The organism is Streptomyces sp. NPDC048483 (assembly GCF_040651455.1).
Taxonomy (GTDB): Bacteria; Actinomycetota; Actinomycetes; order Streptomycetales; family Streptomycetaceae; genus Streptomyces.
The window spans coordinates 58,284-75,630 of record NZ_JBEZJZ010000016.1 but is presented as its reverse complement, the minus strand read 5'-3'; the positions used below and the strand labels follow the sequence as shown (position 1 = coordinate 75,630).

15 protein-coding genes are annotated in these 17,347 nt (G+C 69.0%); 12 read left to right on the top strand and 3 right to left on the bottom strand.

The window, feature by feature from the left end; all coding sequences use genetic code 11:
* Positions 1-171: 171 nt before the first annotated feature.
* From AB0D04_RS11635 to AB0D04_RS11610, 6 genes are all read left to right on the top strand, one after another.
* Complete coding sequence (locus AB0D04_RS11635; protein ID WP_362701959.1) at positions 172-1,374, top strand: IS110 family transposase; 1,203 nt, start codon at positions 172-174, stop codon at positions 1,372-1,374.
* A gap of 311 nt (positions 1,375-1,685) precedes the next feature.
* On the top strand, positions 1,686-2,756 hold the full coding sequence (locus AB0D04_RS11630; RefSeq protein WP_362701958.1) for a hypothetical protein: 1,071 nt from the start codon (positions 1,686-1,688) through the stop codon (positions 2,754-2,756).
* A gap of 197 nt (positions 2,757-2,953) precedes the next feature.
* The gene (locus AB0D04_RS11625; protein ID WP_362701957.1) at positions 2,954-4,042 is read left to right on the top strand and encodes a hypothetical protein; all 1,089 of its coding nucleotides are present in this window, start codon (positions 2,954-2,956) and stop codon (positions 4,040-4,042) included.
* 21 nt (positions 4,043-4,063) lie between these two features.
* Positions 4,064-4,792, top strand: a complete 729-nt coding sequence (locus AB0D04_RS11620; protein WP_362701956.1) for a hypothetical protein — start codon at positions 4,064-4,066, stop codon at positions 4,790-4,792.
* Positions 4,793-4,805: 13 nt separating this feature from the next.
* Positions 4,806-5,570 carry a hypothetical protein gene (locus AB0D04_RS11615; RefSeq protein WP_362701954.1) on the top strand — a complete coding sequence of 255 codons (765 nt, stop codon included), beginning with the start codon at positions 4,806-4,808 and terminating at the stop codon, positions 5,568-5,570.
* A 91-nt stretch (positions 5,571-5,661) separates the two neighbouring features.
* Positions 5,662-6,765 carry a M14 family metallopeptidase gene (locus AB0D04_RS11610; protein ID WP_362701952.1) on the top strand — a complete coding sequence of 368 codons (1,104 nt, stop codon included), beginning with the start codon at positions 5,662-5,664 and terminating at the stop codon, positions 6,763-6,765.
* A 124-nt stretch (positions 6,766-6,889) separates the two neighbouring features.
* Here AB0D04_RS11610 and AB0D04_RS11605 read toward each other — a convergent pair whose 3' ends face one another.
* Complete coding sequence (locus tag AB0D04_RS11605; protein ID WP_362701951.1) at positions 6,890-8,134, bottom strand: ATP-grasp domain-containing protein; 1,245 nt, start codon at positions 8,132-8,134, stop codon at positions 6,890-6,892.
* Positions 8,135-8,200: 66 nt separating this feature from the next.
* On the bottom strand, positions 8,201-9,451 hold the full coding sequence (locus tag AB0D04_RS11600) for an MFS transporter (RefSeq protein WP_362701949.1): 1,251 nt from the start codon (positions 9,449-9,451) through the stop codon (positions 8,201-8,203).
* A 454-nt stretch (positions 9,452-9,905) separates the two neighbouring features.
* Here AB0D04_RS11600 and AB0D04_RS11595 point away from each other — a divergent pair, with 454 nt between their 5' ends.
* The 6 genes from AB0D04_RS11595 to AB0D04_RS11570 all read left to right on the top strand — a co-directional run bounded on the left by AB0D04_RS11595 (position 9,906) and on the right by AB0D04_RS11570 (position 16,612).
* The gene (locus AB0D04_RS11595; protein WP_362701948.1) at positions 9,906-11,165 is read left to right on the top strand and encodes a hydroxyacid-oxoacid transhydrogenase; all 1,260 of its coding nucleotides are present in this window, start codon (positions 9,906-9,908) and stop codon (positions 11,163-11,165) included.
* 48 nt (positions 11,166-11,213) lie between these two features.
* Positions 11,214-12,671, top strand: coding sequence for an aldehyde dehydrogenase family protein (locus tag AB0D04_RS11590; protein ID WP_362701946.1), 1,458 nt, complete (start codon positions 11,214-11,216; stop codon positions 12,669-12,671).
* A 219-nt stretch (positions 12,672-12,890) separates the two neighbouring features.
* On the top strand, positions 12,891-13,256 hold the full coding sequence (locus AB0D04_RS11585; RefSeq protein ID WP_362701944.1) for a LuxR C-terminal-related transcriptional regulator: 366 nt from the start codon (positions 12,891-12,893) through the stop codon (positions 13,254-13,256).
* Positions 13,257-13,360: 104 nt separating this feature from the next.
* Positions 13,361-14,335: a helix-turn-helix domain-containing protein gene (locus AB0D04_RS11580; protein ID WP_362701943.1), complete on the top strand. Its 975-nt coding sequence runs from the start codon at positions 13,361-13,363 to the stop codon at positions 14,333-14,335.
* Positions 14,336-14,366: 31 nt separating this feature from the next.
* Positions 14,367-15,416: an aspartate-semialdehyde dehydrogenase gene (locus AB0D04_RS11575; protein WP_362701942.1), complete on the top strand. Its 1,050-nt coding sequence runs from the start codon at positions 14,367-14,369 to the stop codon at positions 15,414-15,416.
* A complete protein-coding gene (locus AB0D04_RS11570; RefSeq protein WP_362701941.1) occupies positions 15,413-16,612 on the top strand; it encodes an aspartate kinase in 1,200 nt (399 codons plus the stop codon). Before AB0D04_RS11575 ends, AB0D04_RS11570 begins: the two co-directional genes overlap by 4 nt.
* Positions 16,613-16,845: 233 nt before the next feature.
* On the opposite strand, the gene AB0D04_RS11565 is transcribed toward AB0D04_RS11570, so the two are convergent.
* A complete protein-coding gene (locus AB0D04_RS11565) occupies positions 16,846-17,313 on the bottom strand; it encodes a Rieske (2Fe-2S) protein (protein WP_362701940.1) in 468 nt (155 codons plus the stop codon).
* Between the last annotated feature and the right edge of the window lie 34 nt (positions 17,314-17,347).

Genomic DNA, 17,347 nt, shown 5'->3' with positions numbered 1-17,347 from the left:
CCCTGCCGAACGCATGGCCTGGGGGGTGGTGTCACCGGTTCCGGAGGCACTGACAGACCGCTGATTAGGGGCATGACCACCGGCTTCTTCGCAGGTCGGGAGGCTCTTCGTAATGTGGATGTGGCGATCGGTGCCGTGGTACGGCCGGGTGGGAACGACCAGAGGACGCACGTGATCGACGTCAGCGAGATCGGCGCCTTCCTCGGCCTGGACGTCGGCAAGGGCGAACACCACGCCACCGCCGTCACCCCGACCGGGAAGAAGGCATTCGACAAGCGGCTGCCCAACAGCGAACCCAAACTCCGCGAGGTCTTCGCCAAGCTGAAGGCCAAGCACGGCACCGTGCTCGTGGTCGTCGACCAGCCTGCATCCATCGGTGCACTGCCGCTGGCAGTCGCCCGCGATGCCGGGTGTCGCGTCGCATATCTGCCGGGGCTGACAATGCGGCGGATCGCTGATCTCTACCCAGGCGAGGCCAAGACCGACGCCCGCGACGCATTCGTCATCGCCGACGCCGCCCGCTCGATGCCGCACACTCTGCGGTCCATCGAGCTTGCCGACGAGGCGGTCGCCGAGCTGGAGATGATCGTGGGCTTCGACGACGACCTGGCCGGCGAAGCGACGAGGATCAGCAATCGGCTGCGGGGCCTGCTGACGCAGGTCCACCCGTCGCTGGAGCGCGTATTGGGCCCGCGAGTGCAGCACCCGGCCGTGCTCACACTGCTCGGCCAATTCGGGTCTCCGGCCCGGATCCGCAAGGCCGGACGGCGCCGGCTGGTGAATCTGCTCCGTCCGAAGGCACCGCGGATGGCCGAGCGGCTGGTCGACGACATCTTCACGGCCCTGGACGAACAGACGGTGGTCGTGCCCGGCACGGACGCGGCCGCCTTGATCGTCCCCAGCCTCGCCAGCTCCCTCCAGGCAGTGCTTGACCAGCGCAAACTCCTCGCCGCCAGGATCGGGGAACTGCTGGAGGCCCACCCTCTTTCCAAGGTCCTGACGTCCATGCCGGGGATCGGCGTCAGGACCGGAGCAAGGATCCTCATCGACGTGGGCGACGCCAGTCGCTTCCCCTCCGCCGCCCACCTCGCCGCCTATGCAGGTCTCGCCCCGGCGACGCGGAGTTCCGGTTCGTCGATCCGCGGCGAGCAGCCCTCCCGGCGGGGAAACAAGCAGCTCAAACGGGCTTTCTTCCTGTCCGCGTTCGCTGCCCTGGCCCACCCGGCCTCCAGGGCCTACTACGACAAGAAAATCGCTCAGGGCAAGCACCACACCCAGGCTCTCCTCTGCCTCGCGAGACGACGAGCCGATGTGCTCTTCGCGATGCTCCGCGACGGCACCTTCTATGACCCCCAACCCGCCCCCACGGGTTGACGAAACCCATAGGGGCCCCCCCGTGAAAGGGGGGCCCGTATCCGCATCAACCAGGTCACCGCCGTCTTGACCGTGCCGGGGTGACCATCAACGGCAGGTCCGCCGGCGGATGCACCACCCCGCCGCGTCGTCCGCTTCAGCGGCAACACGCCTCCGGACTGCCCGGCGACAGCGGCGGTAAGGCCTCACAGCGGAACCAGGGCTCCCGGCACAGCGCGCAGGGACCATTGTCCTATAGCGGAACCCCTCAGCGGTCGGTCAAAGTAATGGCCACGGCGAGGAAATACGCAGAGGCCATGACGGGAGTGATCGTGTCCGAACACATAAGAATTGATCCCGGCCGTTTCAGTCAGTTCGGTGAAGCCACCGGAAGCAGCTTCTGCCTGATCACGAATTCCGAGCTGGTCAATCGGATCGAAGTCGTCAAGACGGCTCCCTACCGGGAATTCCTCACCGTCACGCTGGACCGGGGAGACGATTTCACGGAAATCCTCGACAAGAAGATACCGGAACCCGCTCATGTGCTGGTGATATCCCCCCACAGGTTCTTCGAATCACCGGATCCCGATCTGGTGGGGCAGCGGAAGATCATGGGCATGGCGTGCAACTCGACGCCCACCAGCCTTGAGGAGATCCGGCACTTCCTCGGTGTGATGGAGCGGACCTCGGCGGCCGACCAGGCAGCGTTCTGCGACACGTTCTTCGAACTGGCCGAGGAATCGGACCACTTGGTGTACGTGGACCCGGTGCACGGCACCCGCGCCACCCTCGACCACCTGCGCGAGGGCCTGGTGTGGAACCAGCAGGCCGGGCCGCTGGACTGGGGCGACCAGCAGATCGTCCCGTCCGGTGAGATCAGTGTGCTGCCGGTCGAGATCAGGGAGTTCGACGAGGCCCTGAAGCTGCCGTTGGAGGGCGAGATCACGCTGCGCGGCTACCCGATCCTGCACAACGGCACGCCCTCCTTCTCCCGGATCGACCAGGCCCGCATCCACTCCCAGCTCTGGACGATGCGCGACAGCGCGATCAAGGCCATCGTCGAGGACGGCAGGATCACGCGCCTGGAGGCGCTGGACGCCGGAGCGGCGCCGGCGGTGGCGATGCTGGAGCAGATGTTCGCCGTGGACTCCCGCTACCGGATCGTGTGGGAGATAGGGCACGCCCTCAACACCACACACGACATCCTGCCCGGGAACCACGCCATGAACGAGGTGTACGGCGGTACGGAAGGCTGCCTGCACTTCGGCCTCGGACTCACTCCGTACACCCAATACCACCTGGACATCATCGTGCCCGACACCCGCGTCCTGACCAGTGGCGGAGTCGCGGCGATCGGCCACCCGGACCGCCCCACCGTCGAGCGGGTCGTTCCTGCCACATAGCGGAGGACAACCGCCCGGCCCGTCGGGGTGAATTCAAGGAAATAAAACAAACAGGAGGTGACTCGCCATGAAGAAGATCAAGGTGCAGAAGAACCGCAACTACCTGGGCACGCTCCTGGGCTGAGTACCGACCCACGGCGGGGCATTCACCATGCCCCGCCGTGGGGTTCTCATCGTCTTTTCTAGGGAGTGCACCCGTGCCACCGCTGGAATTCACGACAAGCGACTTCGATCAGTTCGGCGGGCCGGTCGAGACATTCTGTCTGATCACGAGTGAACAGCACGGCGAGCCGCTTTCCCTGCTTCCCGGTGACGGATGTTCCCGCGTGCTCCACCTGACGCTCCCGCCCGGCACGCGCCTCGGCGAGCTGATCGCGCGGTGCGTCCCCGCGGACGCGCACGTGCTGGCGGTCTGCCCCGGGCGGTTCCTCGACTCGCCGACCCAGCGGGAGCTGGGTGGGCGCAAGCTGGCCGTGCTGCCGGCCGGGTCCACGCCGCTGACCGATGAACACATCCGCTACTTCCTGCGCACCGCCGCCCGCACCGATGTCGTCCAACACGCACGGGTGGCCGAGGAGTTCTTCGACCTGGTGGGGGAGAGCGACCGGCTGACGATCGTCGACGACGTTTCCGGCACCGAGGCCGAGTTCGACCACGGGCTCGGCGAGTGCGTCTGGAACCAGCAGGCGGGCGTCCTGGAAGCGGGCGACCAGCAGATCTTCCCGTCGGGGAAGCTGAGCGTCACCGCCGCGGACATCACCACGTTCGCACCGGACGCCCGGCTGCTCGGCCTCAACGGGGACCTGACCCTGCGCGGATGGCCCATCGTCCACCGCCACGAGGACCCGGCCGACGGCGCCGACCAGCAACGGCTGTTCGAGGCGCTCTCGCCGCTCGTCGCCAACGCCGTGACGCTGCACGTCGCCGCCGGAAGCATCGAGGGCGTCACCCCGCAGACGGCGGCGGCGACACCGGCCGCCGTGGAGCTGGAGAAGCTCCTCACCGACGACCCGCGCTACCGCGTCATCTGGGAACTCGGCTTCGGGATCAACACCGCCACGGAGGTCATTCCGGCGAACTGCGGCCCCAACGAGGTGTACGGCGCGACCGGCGGCGTCGTGAACCTCGGGCTGGGGATCACGCCGGCCACGCGCTTCGCCCTGGCCTTCCTCTGCCCCCGCAGCTCGCTGGTGACATCGGACGGAACCGCCGTCCTCGGTGCCCGCAAGGCGGTACGCCGCGGCCGGATGCAGCGCGTCTCCAGCGCGAGCTGCGGCTGCCACTGACCCCAAGGAGGGAAGCACGCCATGACGATCAACCCCGAACTGCGCAAGAAGGTCGACGCGATCCTCGAGACCTTCATCAAGGACTTCTACGAGACGGTTCCGTACGCCCAGCACCAGAAGAACTCCTCCGAGCTGAACCTCGACTACTACAAGCGCCACAACATCGAGACGATCCTGCGACTGCGCCGCAAGCGGACCGTGGACGCGCTGGCCATCAAGTACTTCACCAAGGTGGACCCGGTCCAGGCCAAGGCGTGGGCGCACTACACCGACGACGAGATGCTGCACGACAGCCTGTTCGCCGCCGACCTCGCCAAGGTCGGCGTCACCAAGGACCAGATCTACTCCACGGAGCCGCTGCTCTCCACCAAGCTGCTCACCGGATACCTCCAGTACGGCATGGAGTTCGAGGACAGCCCACTGGCACTGATCACCAGCGTGTACTTCGTGGAGTACGTCACCACCCGCACCCAGCCCGAATGGCTGGACAACCTGGGCGACGTCCTCGGCGAGGACAACGTCAAGGGTGCCCGCGCCCACGTCAACACCGACCTCGACGACGACCACGACGACTTCGTGTGGCGGGTGCTGTCCACACTGATCACGTCGGAGGCCGACGAGCAGAAGGTCGTCGAGCACCTCAACCACATCTACTGGCTGTGGAAGCTGTACTTCGTGGAGCTGCACCAGCTCACCGTGGTCGGCAAGAGCGACGCGCAGATTCCGCTGCCCACCGCGGCCGAGGTCTGAGCGGGGCACGGCGGTGTCTGACGACCGTGCCACGCGGCCGGACGGGCGGCGCAGAGTCGAGGTACTGACCCTGCCACCCGGCCGGGACCTGCCGACCGAGACCGAGAAGTGGATCGTGGACGGCCTGGTCCTCGCCATGCCCGGGCTGCGCACCCGCCAGCTCTTCACGTTCCGCCGCGACATGCTGACCGAGGCCGACCACGTCGTCGTCGGGGTGGACCGGGAGCGCGAGCGGGTCGTCGCGCTGCTCACCTCCCGGTGGGCCGGGATCCCGTCGGGGCGGGCCTGTCTGCACATCATGATTCAGTTCGTCGGCGACGCGTACCGCAGCGGCACGGTCTTCAAGGAGAGCTGGGCGGTGCACTTCGCCCGGCTGCTGGCCGACGGCCTCCCGTTCCCCGAGGTGATCGCGCTCAAGACGTACAACCCCGTGGTGCACTGCGCGATGTCGGCGTTCAGCGGCCATCCGGAGATTGGCATGTACCCGGACCTCACGGGCGAGGACGACAGCCGGGCGGCCTTGGCGGCCGAGGTGGCCGGGGCGCTCGCACCGGGGGCGGCCTTCGACCCGGTGAGCGGCGTCGTCCCGGGTATCGGCCGTCCGCTCGACCTCTACCGGGAGAGGCCGCTGAGTCATGTGCCGGCGGCCAACCGGTACTTCGCCGAGCACACCGAGCGAGGCGACCGGGTGCTGTGCCTGCTGCACGTACCCACGCGGGCGGGAGCGCACTCGATCCTGACGGCCCTGGGGGTGCCGCTGCCCTCCCCACAGCACTGAGCCCCTCGGCCGACCGGGTCCGGCGCCCCTACGAGGCTCCGGGCCCGTCGGCCGTCCCCACCCACCAGGAACTCCAGGAACGCGAGGCAGCATGTCAGACGAGTCTCCCCTCGACTTTCCCCTCGACTATTCCCGGGCACGCACGGGCTTCCTGGGAGCGGCGGAGGAGGCGGGCGCACACCTGAGGACCTTCGTCCTGCCCGGCCACCGCGGGCCCCATTGCGGCGAACTCTGTGTCGACACCGCCTATTTGGGGCCGCCCGACCCGGAGAAGCTCCTGGTGACGGTGTCCGGGACACACGGCATCGAGGGCTTCTGCGGTTCGGCCTGCCAGACCCGGATCCTGCTGCGGGAAGGCGTGGCGAAGGCGGCCGCCGGGCCCGCGACCGGCGTGCTGCTCCTTCACGGCCTCAACCCGTACGGCTTCGCCTATCTGCGGCGGGTCAACGAGGCCAACGTCGACCTCAACCGCAACTTCGTCGACCACGACACTCCGCCGCACAATGACGCCTACGAGGCCGTGCACCGTACGTTGGTGCCGCCGGAGAGCGCCGAGTTCGCCCCCGGCGAGCTGGTCGCGAACCTCACCGCGCTGCGCGGCCGGCTCGGCCCGCAACGCCTCCAGGAGGCCGTGACCCGGGGCCAGTACCGCCACCCCGACGGTCTGTTCTACGGCGGGCACGCGCCGACCTGGTCCCGGCGGGTGTTCGAGACGGTGGTGGCCGAGCAGATCGCGGGCGCGGCCCACGTCGGCTACATCGACCTGCACACCGGGCTCGGCGAACGCGGCGTCGGCGAACCCATCTTCCGCGGCGGCCGCGACGCCGACGCCCACCAGAGGGCCCGCCGCTGGTACGGCGACGCGCTCACCGCCTCGGAACACGGCACCTCCTCCGCCACGCCGATCGTCGGCAACACGGCGACCGCCGTGGCGGACGGCCTCGGCGCCGACAGCCGACTGACCGCAATCACCCTGGAGTTCGGCACCCTGCCGGGCCCCGAGGTGCTGCTGGCGCTGTGCGCCGACACCTGGCTGCACCGGCACCATCCGCCGGCCGACGCCGTCCGCTCCGACCTCAAGCGACTGATCCGCGACGCGTTCTGCCCCGACGATGCCGACTGGCGCGGGCGGGTCCTCCAGCGGGCGCGGGAGGTCTTCGACCAGGCTCTCGTCGGGCTCGCCGACGACAAGTAGGGGGAGGCCGCGTGACGTTCCGGAGAGCCCGCCCCAACCCCGCACATGCTGGAGGCCGAACCCCGCAGCCCGACGATGAACTGCGGGTGGTTCTCACCTCGGAGTCGCGGCATGGGGGCCGGAGCTACGGACCGAGCGGATCGATCACCACCTTGGCCTCGATCTCCCGCACCCGCTTGGTGTCCTGATCGAGGACGTCCTGGTCAGGGGTGGAGAGCAGCACCCAGCCAAGAGTGGTGAAGAGATCTTCGGTCCTGGGTACCTGGGAGCCGTTGGGGTAGCGGCAGCCCAGCTTCTGGAAGGAGGCCAGCTCACGTACCGCGTCGAGCACCTCCGCATTGTGCATGGTGCCGCTGTTCGCGGCGGAGAGCCACGCCACCCGGGTGGGCTGCACGATCTCGAATCCGGGGACGAAGGCGGAGTCCAGATGGTGCCGCACGGTGCGGTCGATCTGAGAATCTCCGGTCGCGAGCCGCGCAGCTTGCTGCGCACAGCCCCCGTCGAGGCGCGCCGCAATTTCGATCAGCCGGGGACCGCGGTCCGTCAGCATGATCTCGGTGTGTGTGCATCCCGTACGAATGCCGACCGCCTGGGCGACCTGGCGCGTATAGGTTCCCAGAACGCTGACCAGCGGATCATCGGGGTGAAGATAGTCCTCCGCATCATAAACTCCGATGCGGTTCCCCCTGGTTGACTTGCTGTACTGGACTACGGCCGACAGACCGAGTTCCCCGTTGACGGAGTAGGTGTCCACGACGAATTCGGTTCCTGATGCGAACTCCTGGATCAGAATGCTGTCGTTGGCCAGGTCGAACATGTTGACGGAGCCCAGCAACTGCCGGAAGGGGAGCCGCCAGTCCTCGCCAGCCTCCACCTTGTGCACACCGTCCGTGCCTCCGCTGCACCGGGGCTTGAGCACCAGCGCCTGCCCCTCCAGGCCGGTCTCTCGCAGCCAGTCGGCCGCCTCTTCCTCGGTCGCGGCAGCGAACGTGCGAAGGTGCGGAATGCCCGCATTCGCCACGGCCTGGACCATGGGCCACTTGTCCCGGCGCGCCGCGGAGAGCTCGGGCTCATTCCCCGCCCCGGGTGCCAGCTCTTCGATCAGCGCGTCCACGAGCATGACCGCGTGCTCATTGCCCGGGATGATGGCGACCGGGTCATAGCCGCGCACGATTCGGGTGAGCTTCGCGAAGTCGCCGTCGTGGAAGTGCGTTGCGCTGAAAGCATCCGGTTTCCAGCCGTGAAGGTAGGACTTCAGTGGTGCCGGTGTGCTCAGCACGGCCACCGGTTCGACCCCCCGGTCCCGAAAGGCGTTCGCGTACTCGGCAGCCTCGGAATAGGGATCGACCAGGACTACATGGCGTTGCATCTCTTTGCTTCCCCTTCTGCGATGGTTCCCGCTGCTTGCCCGGTCTTGTGCGGATGCGGCGCCGCCCTAAGTTCCCGTGCGGATCTCTGCATCGGCTGTTCCGGCATCGCCCATCCCGTCCCCCTTGTCCTTGTCCGCCGCGCTGTCCTTGTCCGCCGCGGCGGCCGGACGCACCCCGCCCCACGCGGCGGCTCCGGCGAGCAGGCCCACCACCCCGCAGCCGAGCCACAACCCTTCCTGGAAGCGATTCCAGATCATCACTCCGATGAACGGGCCTACCGCGCTACCGAGTCCGTACAGCGCGTTCGAGGCCCCCAGATAGCGTCCCCGCAGCCCGGGCGGGCCCGCCTGCGCGGGGTAGGCGAAGAACAGGGACGGATAGCCGATGATCTCGCCGAGAGACCAGACGAGGGTGGCAATCACCAGTGCAGCCAACCCCCAGGGCAAGGCGTACAGGCTCATGCCGATGCCGGTCAGCAGCACACCTGTGATCACGGCTGTCCGGATCGGCCAGCGCTGCACCACCTTGGCGACGAGGAGTTCACAGGTGATGACGAGAAGGCCATTGAGCGCGATCATCGCCGCATAGACCTCGATTCCCCTACCGAGGTGCCGCACGGTCAGTGGCAGAGCCGAGATGTGCTGGATATAGATCACGGAACTGACGAACATCGCCAGCAGGAACAGCAGATACCGGCGGTCGGTCAGTACCGCCAGATACGAGGCCTTGGGAGTTTGCTCCCTGCCGTCCCCCGGGCCGTCGTCCGCCGGCCCCGTTGTGTCCGATGCCGCGCGGTGCGGCAGGGTGGTCGCGGCGAGCGCGGAGAAGACCACCACGGCCAGCGCCTCGCCCCAGAACAGGAAGTCCCAGGAGATCTTGACGAGCGCCGCGCCCAGCAGGGGCGCGGCCGTCGTGCCGAGGTTGATTGCCAACCGGCCCATGGCGAAGATCATGACGTGGCGTTCGGCCGGCGTGAGGTGACTGATCATGCTGGTGGAGGCAGGTTGGTAAGCCAGGCTCGCCGCACCGCTGACGGCGATGACCGTGAGGATGGCCCAGTAACTGTCCAGATAGAGAATGCAGGGGAGCAGCACCGCTGAGCCCAGCAAGGTGGACACGATCGTCAGCCGCGGTCCGAGCTTGTCGGACATCCAGCCCCCGACCAGCGTCCCGAGCACAGCTCCCGCGCCGTACACACCGAGCGCCGCACCTGCCTGGGCGTCGGAGAAGCCGCGCTGGGTCAGGTACAGCACCATGAAGACCTGTACGAAGCCGCCAAGCCGATTGATCATGGTGCCGGCCAGCAGGGACTTCACCGCTGCCGGGGACTCGCGCCAGACCTGCCGCACTCCCGCGTGCTGCTTCCCGGCTCTGTCCGACGCTCTCGTCGCGTTGTTCTGTGCCATGCGACTCACTGTGCGGAAGGAGTTGCGACAGCAACAGTGTCAGCACTGACGAGGAACATCGAATTACTGCCACCGCCGTGCCGCGCGTCCACCGCGGCCGGCATCGGCCGGCCCTGCCGATCACCGACTTTCAAGATCTCCGGTTCTCGTACCAGGCCAATCCAGCCATAGGACTCTAGTCCTATGGCGTGACCGAAATCGACTTCCTAGTATGACCCTCACCCAAGTCGGCCGAGTCGTCCAACTATGCGTCGTCGTTCGCCAATTGTCCCTCGGTCGGATTTCCAAGTTCAGTGAATGAAGGCGGGGTCGGACTGTGGAGTCGTTCGGGTGGGGCGGAAATGCGCCGGAGCAGGAACGAATAATGAGCTGGCAGGCTCCACCGCTGAAATTCGGTGTCGGCGCCACCCGGGAGATCGGTGACGAACTACGCAAGGCCGGTATCAAGTCGGTGCTGTTGGTGACCGACCCCGTCCTGGCCGGTCTTGGTCTGCCCGCCCGTGTCGCCAAGCAGATCGAGCAGGAGGGGATCTCGGTCGCGTTGTTCGATCGAGCCCGGGTGGAACCCACCGACGAGAGCTGCGCCGAGGCGGCCCGTGAACTGGAAGCCCTCCAGGTGGACGGTTACGTAGGTCTCGGCGGCGGCAGCTCGATCGACACCGCCAAGATGCTGAACCTGCTGCTCAGTTACCCCGGCCGCCCGGTACGCGACTACCTGAACGCGCCGATCGGCGCCGGAGCCACGATTCCCGGCCCGCTCAAGCCGCTGGTGGCGGTGCCCACCACGGCCGGCAGCGGCAGCGAGTGCACCGCCATGGTCGCCCTCGGTGTCACGAGCATGAACGTGAAGACGGGGATCAGCGACCCGCGGCTGCTGCCCTCCCTGGCGCTGGTCGACCCGGCGAACACTCTGACCCTGCCCCCGGCGGTCACCGCCTCTTCGGGCTACGACGTCCTGACGCACGCCTGCGAGTCGTACACGGCACGCGCCTACGACCGGCGCCCCCCGTACCTCAGGCCCGGGGACCGGCCGCTGTACATCGGTGCCAATCCGATCAGCGACGTATGGGCGGAGCAGGCACTGGCACTGGTGGGCCGCTATCTGAGGCGGGCCGTGCTCAACCCCGCCGATCTGGAAGCCCGTACGGGAATGAGCCGGGCGGCGAGCTTCGCGGGAATGGGATTCGGCAATGCCGGAACCCATATTCCGCATGCCTGCGCCTACCCCATAGCCGGGCTGGTTCGCGACTACCGACCGGACGGATACGACGTCGGCCATGCCATGGTGCCGCACGGAGCCGCGGTCGTCTCCACCGCGGCAGCGGCCTTCGAGTTCACCTACCCGACGTCTCCGGAACGCCATCTGCGTGCCGCGGAGTTGCTCGGCGCGAGCCTCAGCGGCGTGACCACGGCCAACGGCTCCCACGTGCTCCCGGCGACGTTGCTGAGCATCGTGGCGGACACCGGAGGGCCCGCCGGACTGAGGAACTTCGGGTACAGCGCCAAGGACCTGCCCGAACTCGTCGAGGGCGCGCTCAAGCAGCAGCGGCTGCTGGTGTGCTGCCCGCGTGACGTCACCTCTCGCGATCTCGAAAGGGTCATCGCCGGCTCGATGACCGGCTGACGGCAAAGCAACGCCCCCACCCCCCATGTCAAGGAGCTGGATTTTCCCGTGAGTGAAGCAGGGTTACCCGAGCACACGGCTGTCATCGCGGGGAAGAGCGTGCCCACCCAGCGGTGGATCGACGTCCTCGATCCGTCGAATGCCCGCCCCTTCGCACGCGTCGCCCGCTGCGGTCCGGCCGAGGTCCAGTCGGCCGTGGAAGCGGCCCGGCACGCCTACGAGACGGTCTGGCGGTTCACGACGCCCGTGGAGCGCTCCCAGGTCTGCCGTCGCATCGCCGAGACCCTGCGCAGCAGCCGCGAGGAACTGGCCCGGCTGGAGACCCTCGACACCGGCAAGCCGTTCAGCCAGTCGCTGACGGACGCAGACGTCGCCGCCCGGTACTTCGACTTCTACGCCAACGCGGTAGAGGCCCTCGGCGGTGAGACGATCCAGCAGCAGCCGGATCGACTGGCCTTTACCCTGCGCGAACCGTTCGGCGTGTGCGGGCACATCATCCCGTGGAACTACCCGCTGCAGATCGCCGCCAGGACCGTCGCCCCGGCTCTCGCCGCGGGAAACTGCTGTGTCCTCAAACCTGCCGAGGACGCGCCGTTGACCTCGCTCCGCCTGGCCGGCCTCGTCGAAGAGGCGGGACTCCCGGCGGGTGTCCTGAACGTCGTGCCGGGCTACGGCGGGGAAGCCGGAGCCGCGCTCGCCGCGCACCCCGACGTGGACCGCCTCGCGTTCACCGGTTCGCGGGAGGTCGGCGAGGCCGTCATGGCCGCGGCCGCGCGGAACATCGTGCCGGTCACCCTGGAACTGGGCGGAAAGTCACCGCACCTGGTGCTCCCCGACTTCGACGCCGCGCGGGCGGTGCCGCAGATCGTGGAGGCGATCACGGAGCACGCGGGGCAGAACTGCTCTGCCGGAAGCCGCTTGCTCGTCCACCGGTCCGTCCACGACGAGCTGGTGGCCGCCCTCGCCGAAAGGTTCCGCTCGCTGCGCATCGGCCCGGGGATCGACGATCCCGACATGGGGCCGCTGATCTCCGCGAAACAGCGCGAGAGGGTGCTCGGCCACCTGGCAGCGGGCCGGCGGGACACCGAGGTCGTCGTCGGCGGTGGAGTGCCCGAAGGGGAGGCGTACGCCGAGGGCTTCTACGTGGAGCCCACCATCCTCGACCGGGTGGCCCCGCAACACCGGGTCTTCAACGAGGAGATATTCGGCCCGGTCCTCTGCGTGTCGGTCTTCGACACGCTGGACGAGGCGGTCGCACTCGCGGAACACACCACGTACGGACTGGCTGCCGGAGTCTGGACGTCCGACGTGACCACGGCCCACTGGCTCGCCGGGCGGCTCCGGGTGGGGCAGGTGTTCGTGAACGACTACAGCGCGGCCGGGGGAGTCGAGTTGCCATTCGGTGGCTACCGGCGCTCGGGAATTGGAGTGGAGAAGGGGCTGGAGGCGCTGCGTGAATACACGCGGTGCAAGACGGTGGCGATCCACGCGCGGCTTTCTTCCTGACCCGGTGCCCCGACTCGCCCGCACCGTCCTCCAAGCCTTACGGAGAACCCCGAGCCCTACGGAGAAGCGCGTTCAGGTCCATTCATATCGGTGGAGGGAGTTCATCGAATGTCACATGTTGTGCGAGGGCCCGTCGCGGAGTTGAGCGGCCGGCGGTGTTGTGAGTTCTGCGGGGCGCCGACGCGGCCCGTGCCGGGCCTGGCCGAAGCTGTCGCCAACGTGCACAAGGCGCTGGGCGAGGCGCAGAACGCGCTCGAAGCCCAGGAGCAACTGATCGAGGACTTACGGGCGGCCGCGAGACCGCACCTCTCCGAGGAGGTCCTCGCGGCCCGGGCGGCGCTCGGCCTCCTGACGGCCCGCGAGCGTCAGATTCTGGTGCTCATCTCCCAGGGGAATTCGAATCGTCGCGTCGCCAAGACGCTCGGAATTTCCGAGAAGACGGTGAAGAACCACTTGTCCGCGGTCTTCACGAAAGCCGGTGTGTCCGATCGTACTCAAGCCGTGGTATTGGGAATCCGCAGCGGGATCGTCTCCCTCGGTGAGCCCTTCGGGGATGCGTCACCGCCCATGAGCGGGAGTAAATGACTCCCCACCGATTCAGGTCCATGCTGAGAGTATGAGGGGCGATTCGGTCATGGAACAGGGTGGGGACTGTCAGAACACCACGCATTACTGCCACATTGGGTCCCATGCTGAAGAACGTAGCCGCGGTTCTGCTGGAGAACGTCCATCCATTCGAGCTGGGTGTCATCTGCGAAGTGTTCGGGATCGATCGCCGGCAGGAGGGGCTGCCCGTCTACGACTTCGCGCTCGTCGCCGCGGAATCCTCATCGGTGCGGGCGGTGCCCGGATTCACCATCAGCACGCCCTACGGGCTCGACCGGCTGGAGGACGCCGACCTCATCGCCATCCCGGTCGGAGACGACTTCCACACCAGGGACTTCCCGCCCGCCCTCCTGGAGGCCCTGCGCCAGGCGGTCGCCCGCGGGGCCCGGGTGGTGAGCGTCTGCGTCGGCGCCTTCGTCCTGGGCGCCGCCGGGCTGCTCGACGGACGACGCTGCACCACGCACTGGCGGTACGCCGACGCGCTCGCCCAGCGCTACCCCAAGGCCCAGGTCGAACCGGAAGTGCTCTACGTCGACGAGGACCCGATCCTCACCTCGGCCGGTACCTCCGCGGGGATCGATGCCTGCCTCCACCTGGTGCGCAAACTTCAGGGCAGCGACGTCGCCAACGCCATCGCCAGGCGCATGGTGGTGCCCCCGCACCGGGAGGGCGGCCAGGCCCAGTACATCGAGCGACCGGTTGCCCACTACGGGGAGGACGGCGTGCGCGAGGTGCTGGTCTGGGTCGAGGAGCACCTGGACCAGGAGATGAGCGTCGAACAGCTGTCGGCGCGGGCCTGTATGTCGCCGCGCACCTTTGCGCGCCGCTTCCGGACGGAGACGGGGACCACTCCCTACCGCTGGCTGCTGGCTCAGCGGGTGCTGAGCGCCCAGCGGCTGCTGGAGAACACCGACGAGACGATGGAGGCGATCGCGGCCCGTACGGGATTCGCCAACGCGGCAGCCCTGCGGTACCAGTTCGTGCGCTCCCTCAATACCACCCCCAACGCCTACCGGCGTGCTTTCCGGGGCCGGTTATCCGACACCACCACGCACTGAGCCCCGCGCGGGGCCCAACAGGAGGACGGAAATGTTGAGCATCGCGGTAGTGGGCGCCACCGGAGCGGTGGGCCGGGAGTGCCTGGCCCTGCTCGACGGCGGGATCGTGCCCGTGCAACAGGTGGTGCCCGTCGGGTCGGCGCGCAGCGTCGGCCGGGATCTGGGCACCGAACTGCAGCTGTCGCTGCCCATGACGGAGCTGGTGACCCTCGACGACCTGGACCCCCGAGCTCTGGATGTCGCCATCTTCTCCGCGGGCGCGGAGGTGAGCGCCCGGGTGGCGGAGCGGCTGGCCTCGGCCGGGGTGCTGGTCGTGGACAACAGTTCCGCCTTCCGCATGCGACCTGACGTCCCCCTCGTCGTACCGCAGGTCAACCCCGCTGTGCTCGACGACCGGCCGGGCCTGAACCTCGTGGCCAACCCCAACTGCTCGACCATCCAGCTGGTGCGCGTCCTGAGCCCGTTGCACGAGCTGGCGGGACTGGAGAGCGTCGTGGTGGCGACCTACCAGGCGGCGTCCGGCGGCGGCGTGCGCGGCCTGCGGGAACTGGCGGAGGAGTCCAGGGCCATCCTGGACGACCCCCATGCGCAGGGTGCCCCCGGCGGGCGCTTCGGGCAGCCGCTGTCCTTCAACCTCGTTCCCGAGATAGGGCTTCAGGACGACACCGGGCTCACCCACGAGGAACGCAAGCTCGTCCGTGAACCGCGCAAGATCCTCGGCCTGCCGGACCTGCGCGTGAGCGCCACCGCGGTGCGGGTGCCGGTCTTCGACTGCCACTCCGAGGCCGTGCACGTCCGGCTGCGCGAGCCGGTCACGACCGAGTCCGTCGAGGCGGCCCTGGCGGCGACACCCGGTCTCCGGGTCTACCGCCGGTCGCAGAGCCCCTCGTACCCCATGCCCCGTACCGTCTTCGCCGGCCCTGAGGACCGTGCCCTGGTCCACGTCGGCCGTATACGCGTCGATCCGGAGGACGACAGGGCGGCGGCGCTCTGGGTGGTCGCCGACAACCTGTGGGTGGGGGCGGCGCTCAACGCGCTGCAGATCGTGGAACTCGCCACGAAGAACGGGTGGCTCGGATGACGGCCGGCCGCTCGCCCGACAGCCGTCCGCTGGTGCTGAAGTTCGGTGGCTCCGCTTTCGCCGACCTCGACGGCTACCACCGGGTGGCCCGGTACGCGGTGCGCCGTGTCACCGAGGAGAAGCGCCCGCTGGTCGTCGTGGTGAGCGCGATGTCCGGGACGACGGGCAGGCTCCAGCAGACCTTGGACGCCCTGGTCGACGACCCGCCCGCGCACGCCGCCGCGATGCTCCTGACCACCGGCGAGACAGTGAGCGTCGCCCTGCTGGCCGCCGCGCTCGACGCCGAGGGCGTGCGGGCGTGCCCCCTCCCGGCGGCGGGCACCGGGCTCCTCGCCGAGGGGCCCGGCGACCGGGCGGGACTGACCTCGGCCGGCCCCGGGGCGCTGGCCGAGGCGCTGGCCGACTGTCCGATCGTGGTCGTCCCCGGTGGCCAGGGGGTCGACGCGGCCGGGCGGGCCGTCATGCTGGGCCGCAACAGCTCGGACCTCTCGGCGGTGGCGGTGGCCGCGGCGCTGGGCGCCGACACGTGCGAACTCTTCTCCGACGTGCCCGGAGTGTGCACCGCCGACCCCTATCTGGTCCCGGAGGCCCGAACTCTCTCCCAAATCAGCTACGAGGGAGTGCGCCGGATGTCCCGGCACGGGGCCAAGGTCGTCCACGAGGGCGCCGTGGACTGGGCGGAGCGCGGCGGGGTGCAGCTGCTGTGCCGTCCCTTCCCCTGGCGCGAGGGCCCGGACGGCGGGACCGCCGTGGGTACGGGCCCGGAAGTGTCTGCGGTCGTCGTGCACAAGGACAGCGACGTGTGGCGCTTCCGCTCCGGCCGGGAACGCCAGGCGGCGGGGGGACGACTACGGGCCGAGGGCCTGGCGGTCGCGGAGTTCGACGCCGCGGGCGAGGCATGTCTGACGGTGCCGACCGGAGCGCGGGGCGTGGCCCGGCACCTGCGGACCGCGCGCCGCCTCGACGACCTGTGCCTGGTCACCACGTTGTGGGCGGACGGCAGGACCGAACACACCGTGGTGCCGCGCGCCGAGGCCGCGGCCGAAGCCCGCCGGTGCCACGCGCTGCTGTACCCGGCCCCCGGGGACACCCCTGGACAGGCCGTCCCCCCGCCGGCCAAGGCCCGCTCCCCGCACAGCGGCGTCCTGGTCGGCCCGGCCCGGCCGCTGCCCACCGAGAACAGGCCGCTGGACTGACCCGGGCCGGGACCGCCGCCACGCACGGCGGTGTCGCGACGGCCGGAGGCACCGCGCATTCCGGACCCGGCTTCGAGTGGCTCGAGCGAAAGGCGCCTGACGGGCAAAAGTCCAGGTCAGGCGCCTTCCTCCGGGCCTCTGGAAGAAGTCGGGATTCTCTCCAGCGGCTTGAGCGGCGCTTGTGACGCCCGCGCGTGGGGATCCGGTCTCGGCGGCGCCGGGCCGCCGCGCTGTCAGCCGAGGGTGACCGACCCTCCCTCGACCTTCACCTTGGCGGGAGCCAACGGCCCGGTCGCGGGCCCGTCCTTCACACTGCCATCGGTGAGGTCGAACTTGCTGCCATGGCACATGCAGTTGATGGTGCCGCCGGAGACCTCGCCGACGATGCAGCCCACATGGGTGCAGACCGCGGAGAACGCCTTGAACTCGCCGTCCTCCGGCTGCGTCACCACCACCTTCTCGGCCTTGAAGATCTTGCCGCCGCCCTTGGGTATCTCGGAGGTCTGCGCGAGGACGCCCCCGTCGCCTCCGGTGGCCGCCGCGGCGCCCGCCTCGCCGCCCCCGTCGGACGCGCCGCCACCGCCGCACGCTGCCAGGGCCGCGGTCAGCCCCACCGCGCCGGCCGCCGCGACGACGGCCCGTCGCCCGGGCCCGGCCGTCCCCTCCGATGCCGTCCGCTCCGTTGATTCCTGTCGAGCCATGGTGTGCCTCCGGTTTCTGGTGCGCCGTGGTGCG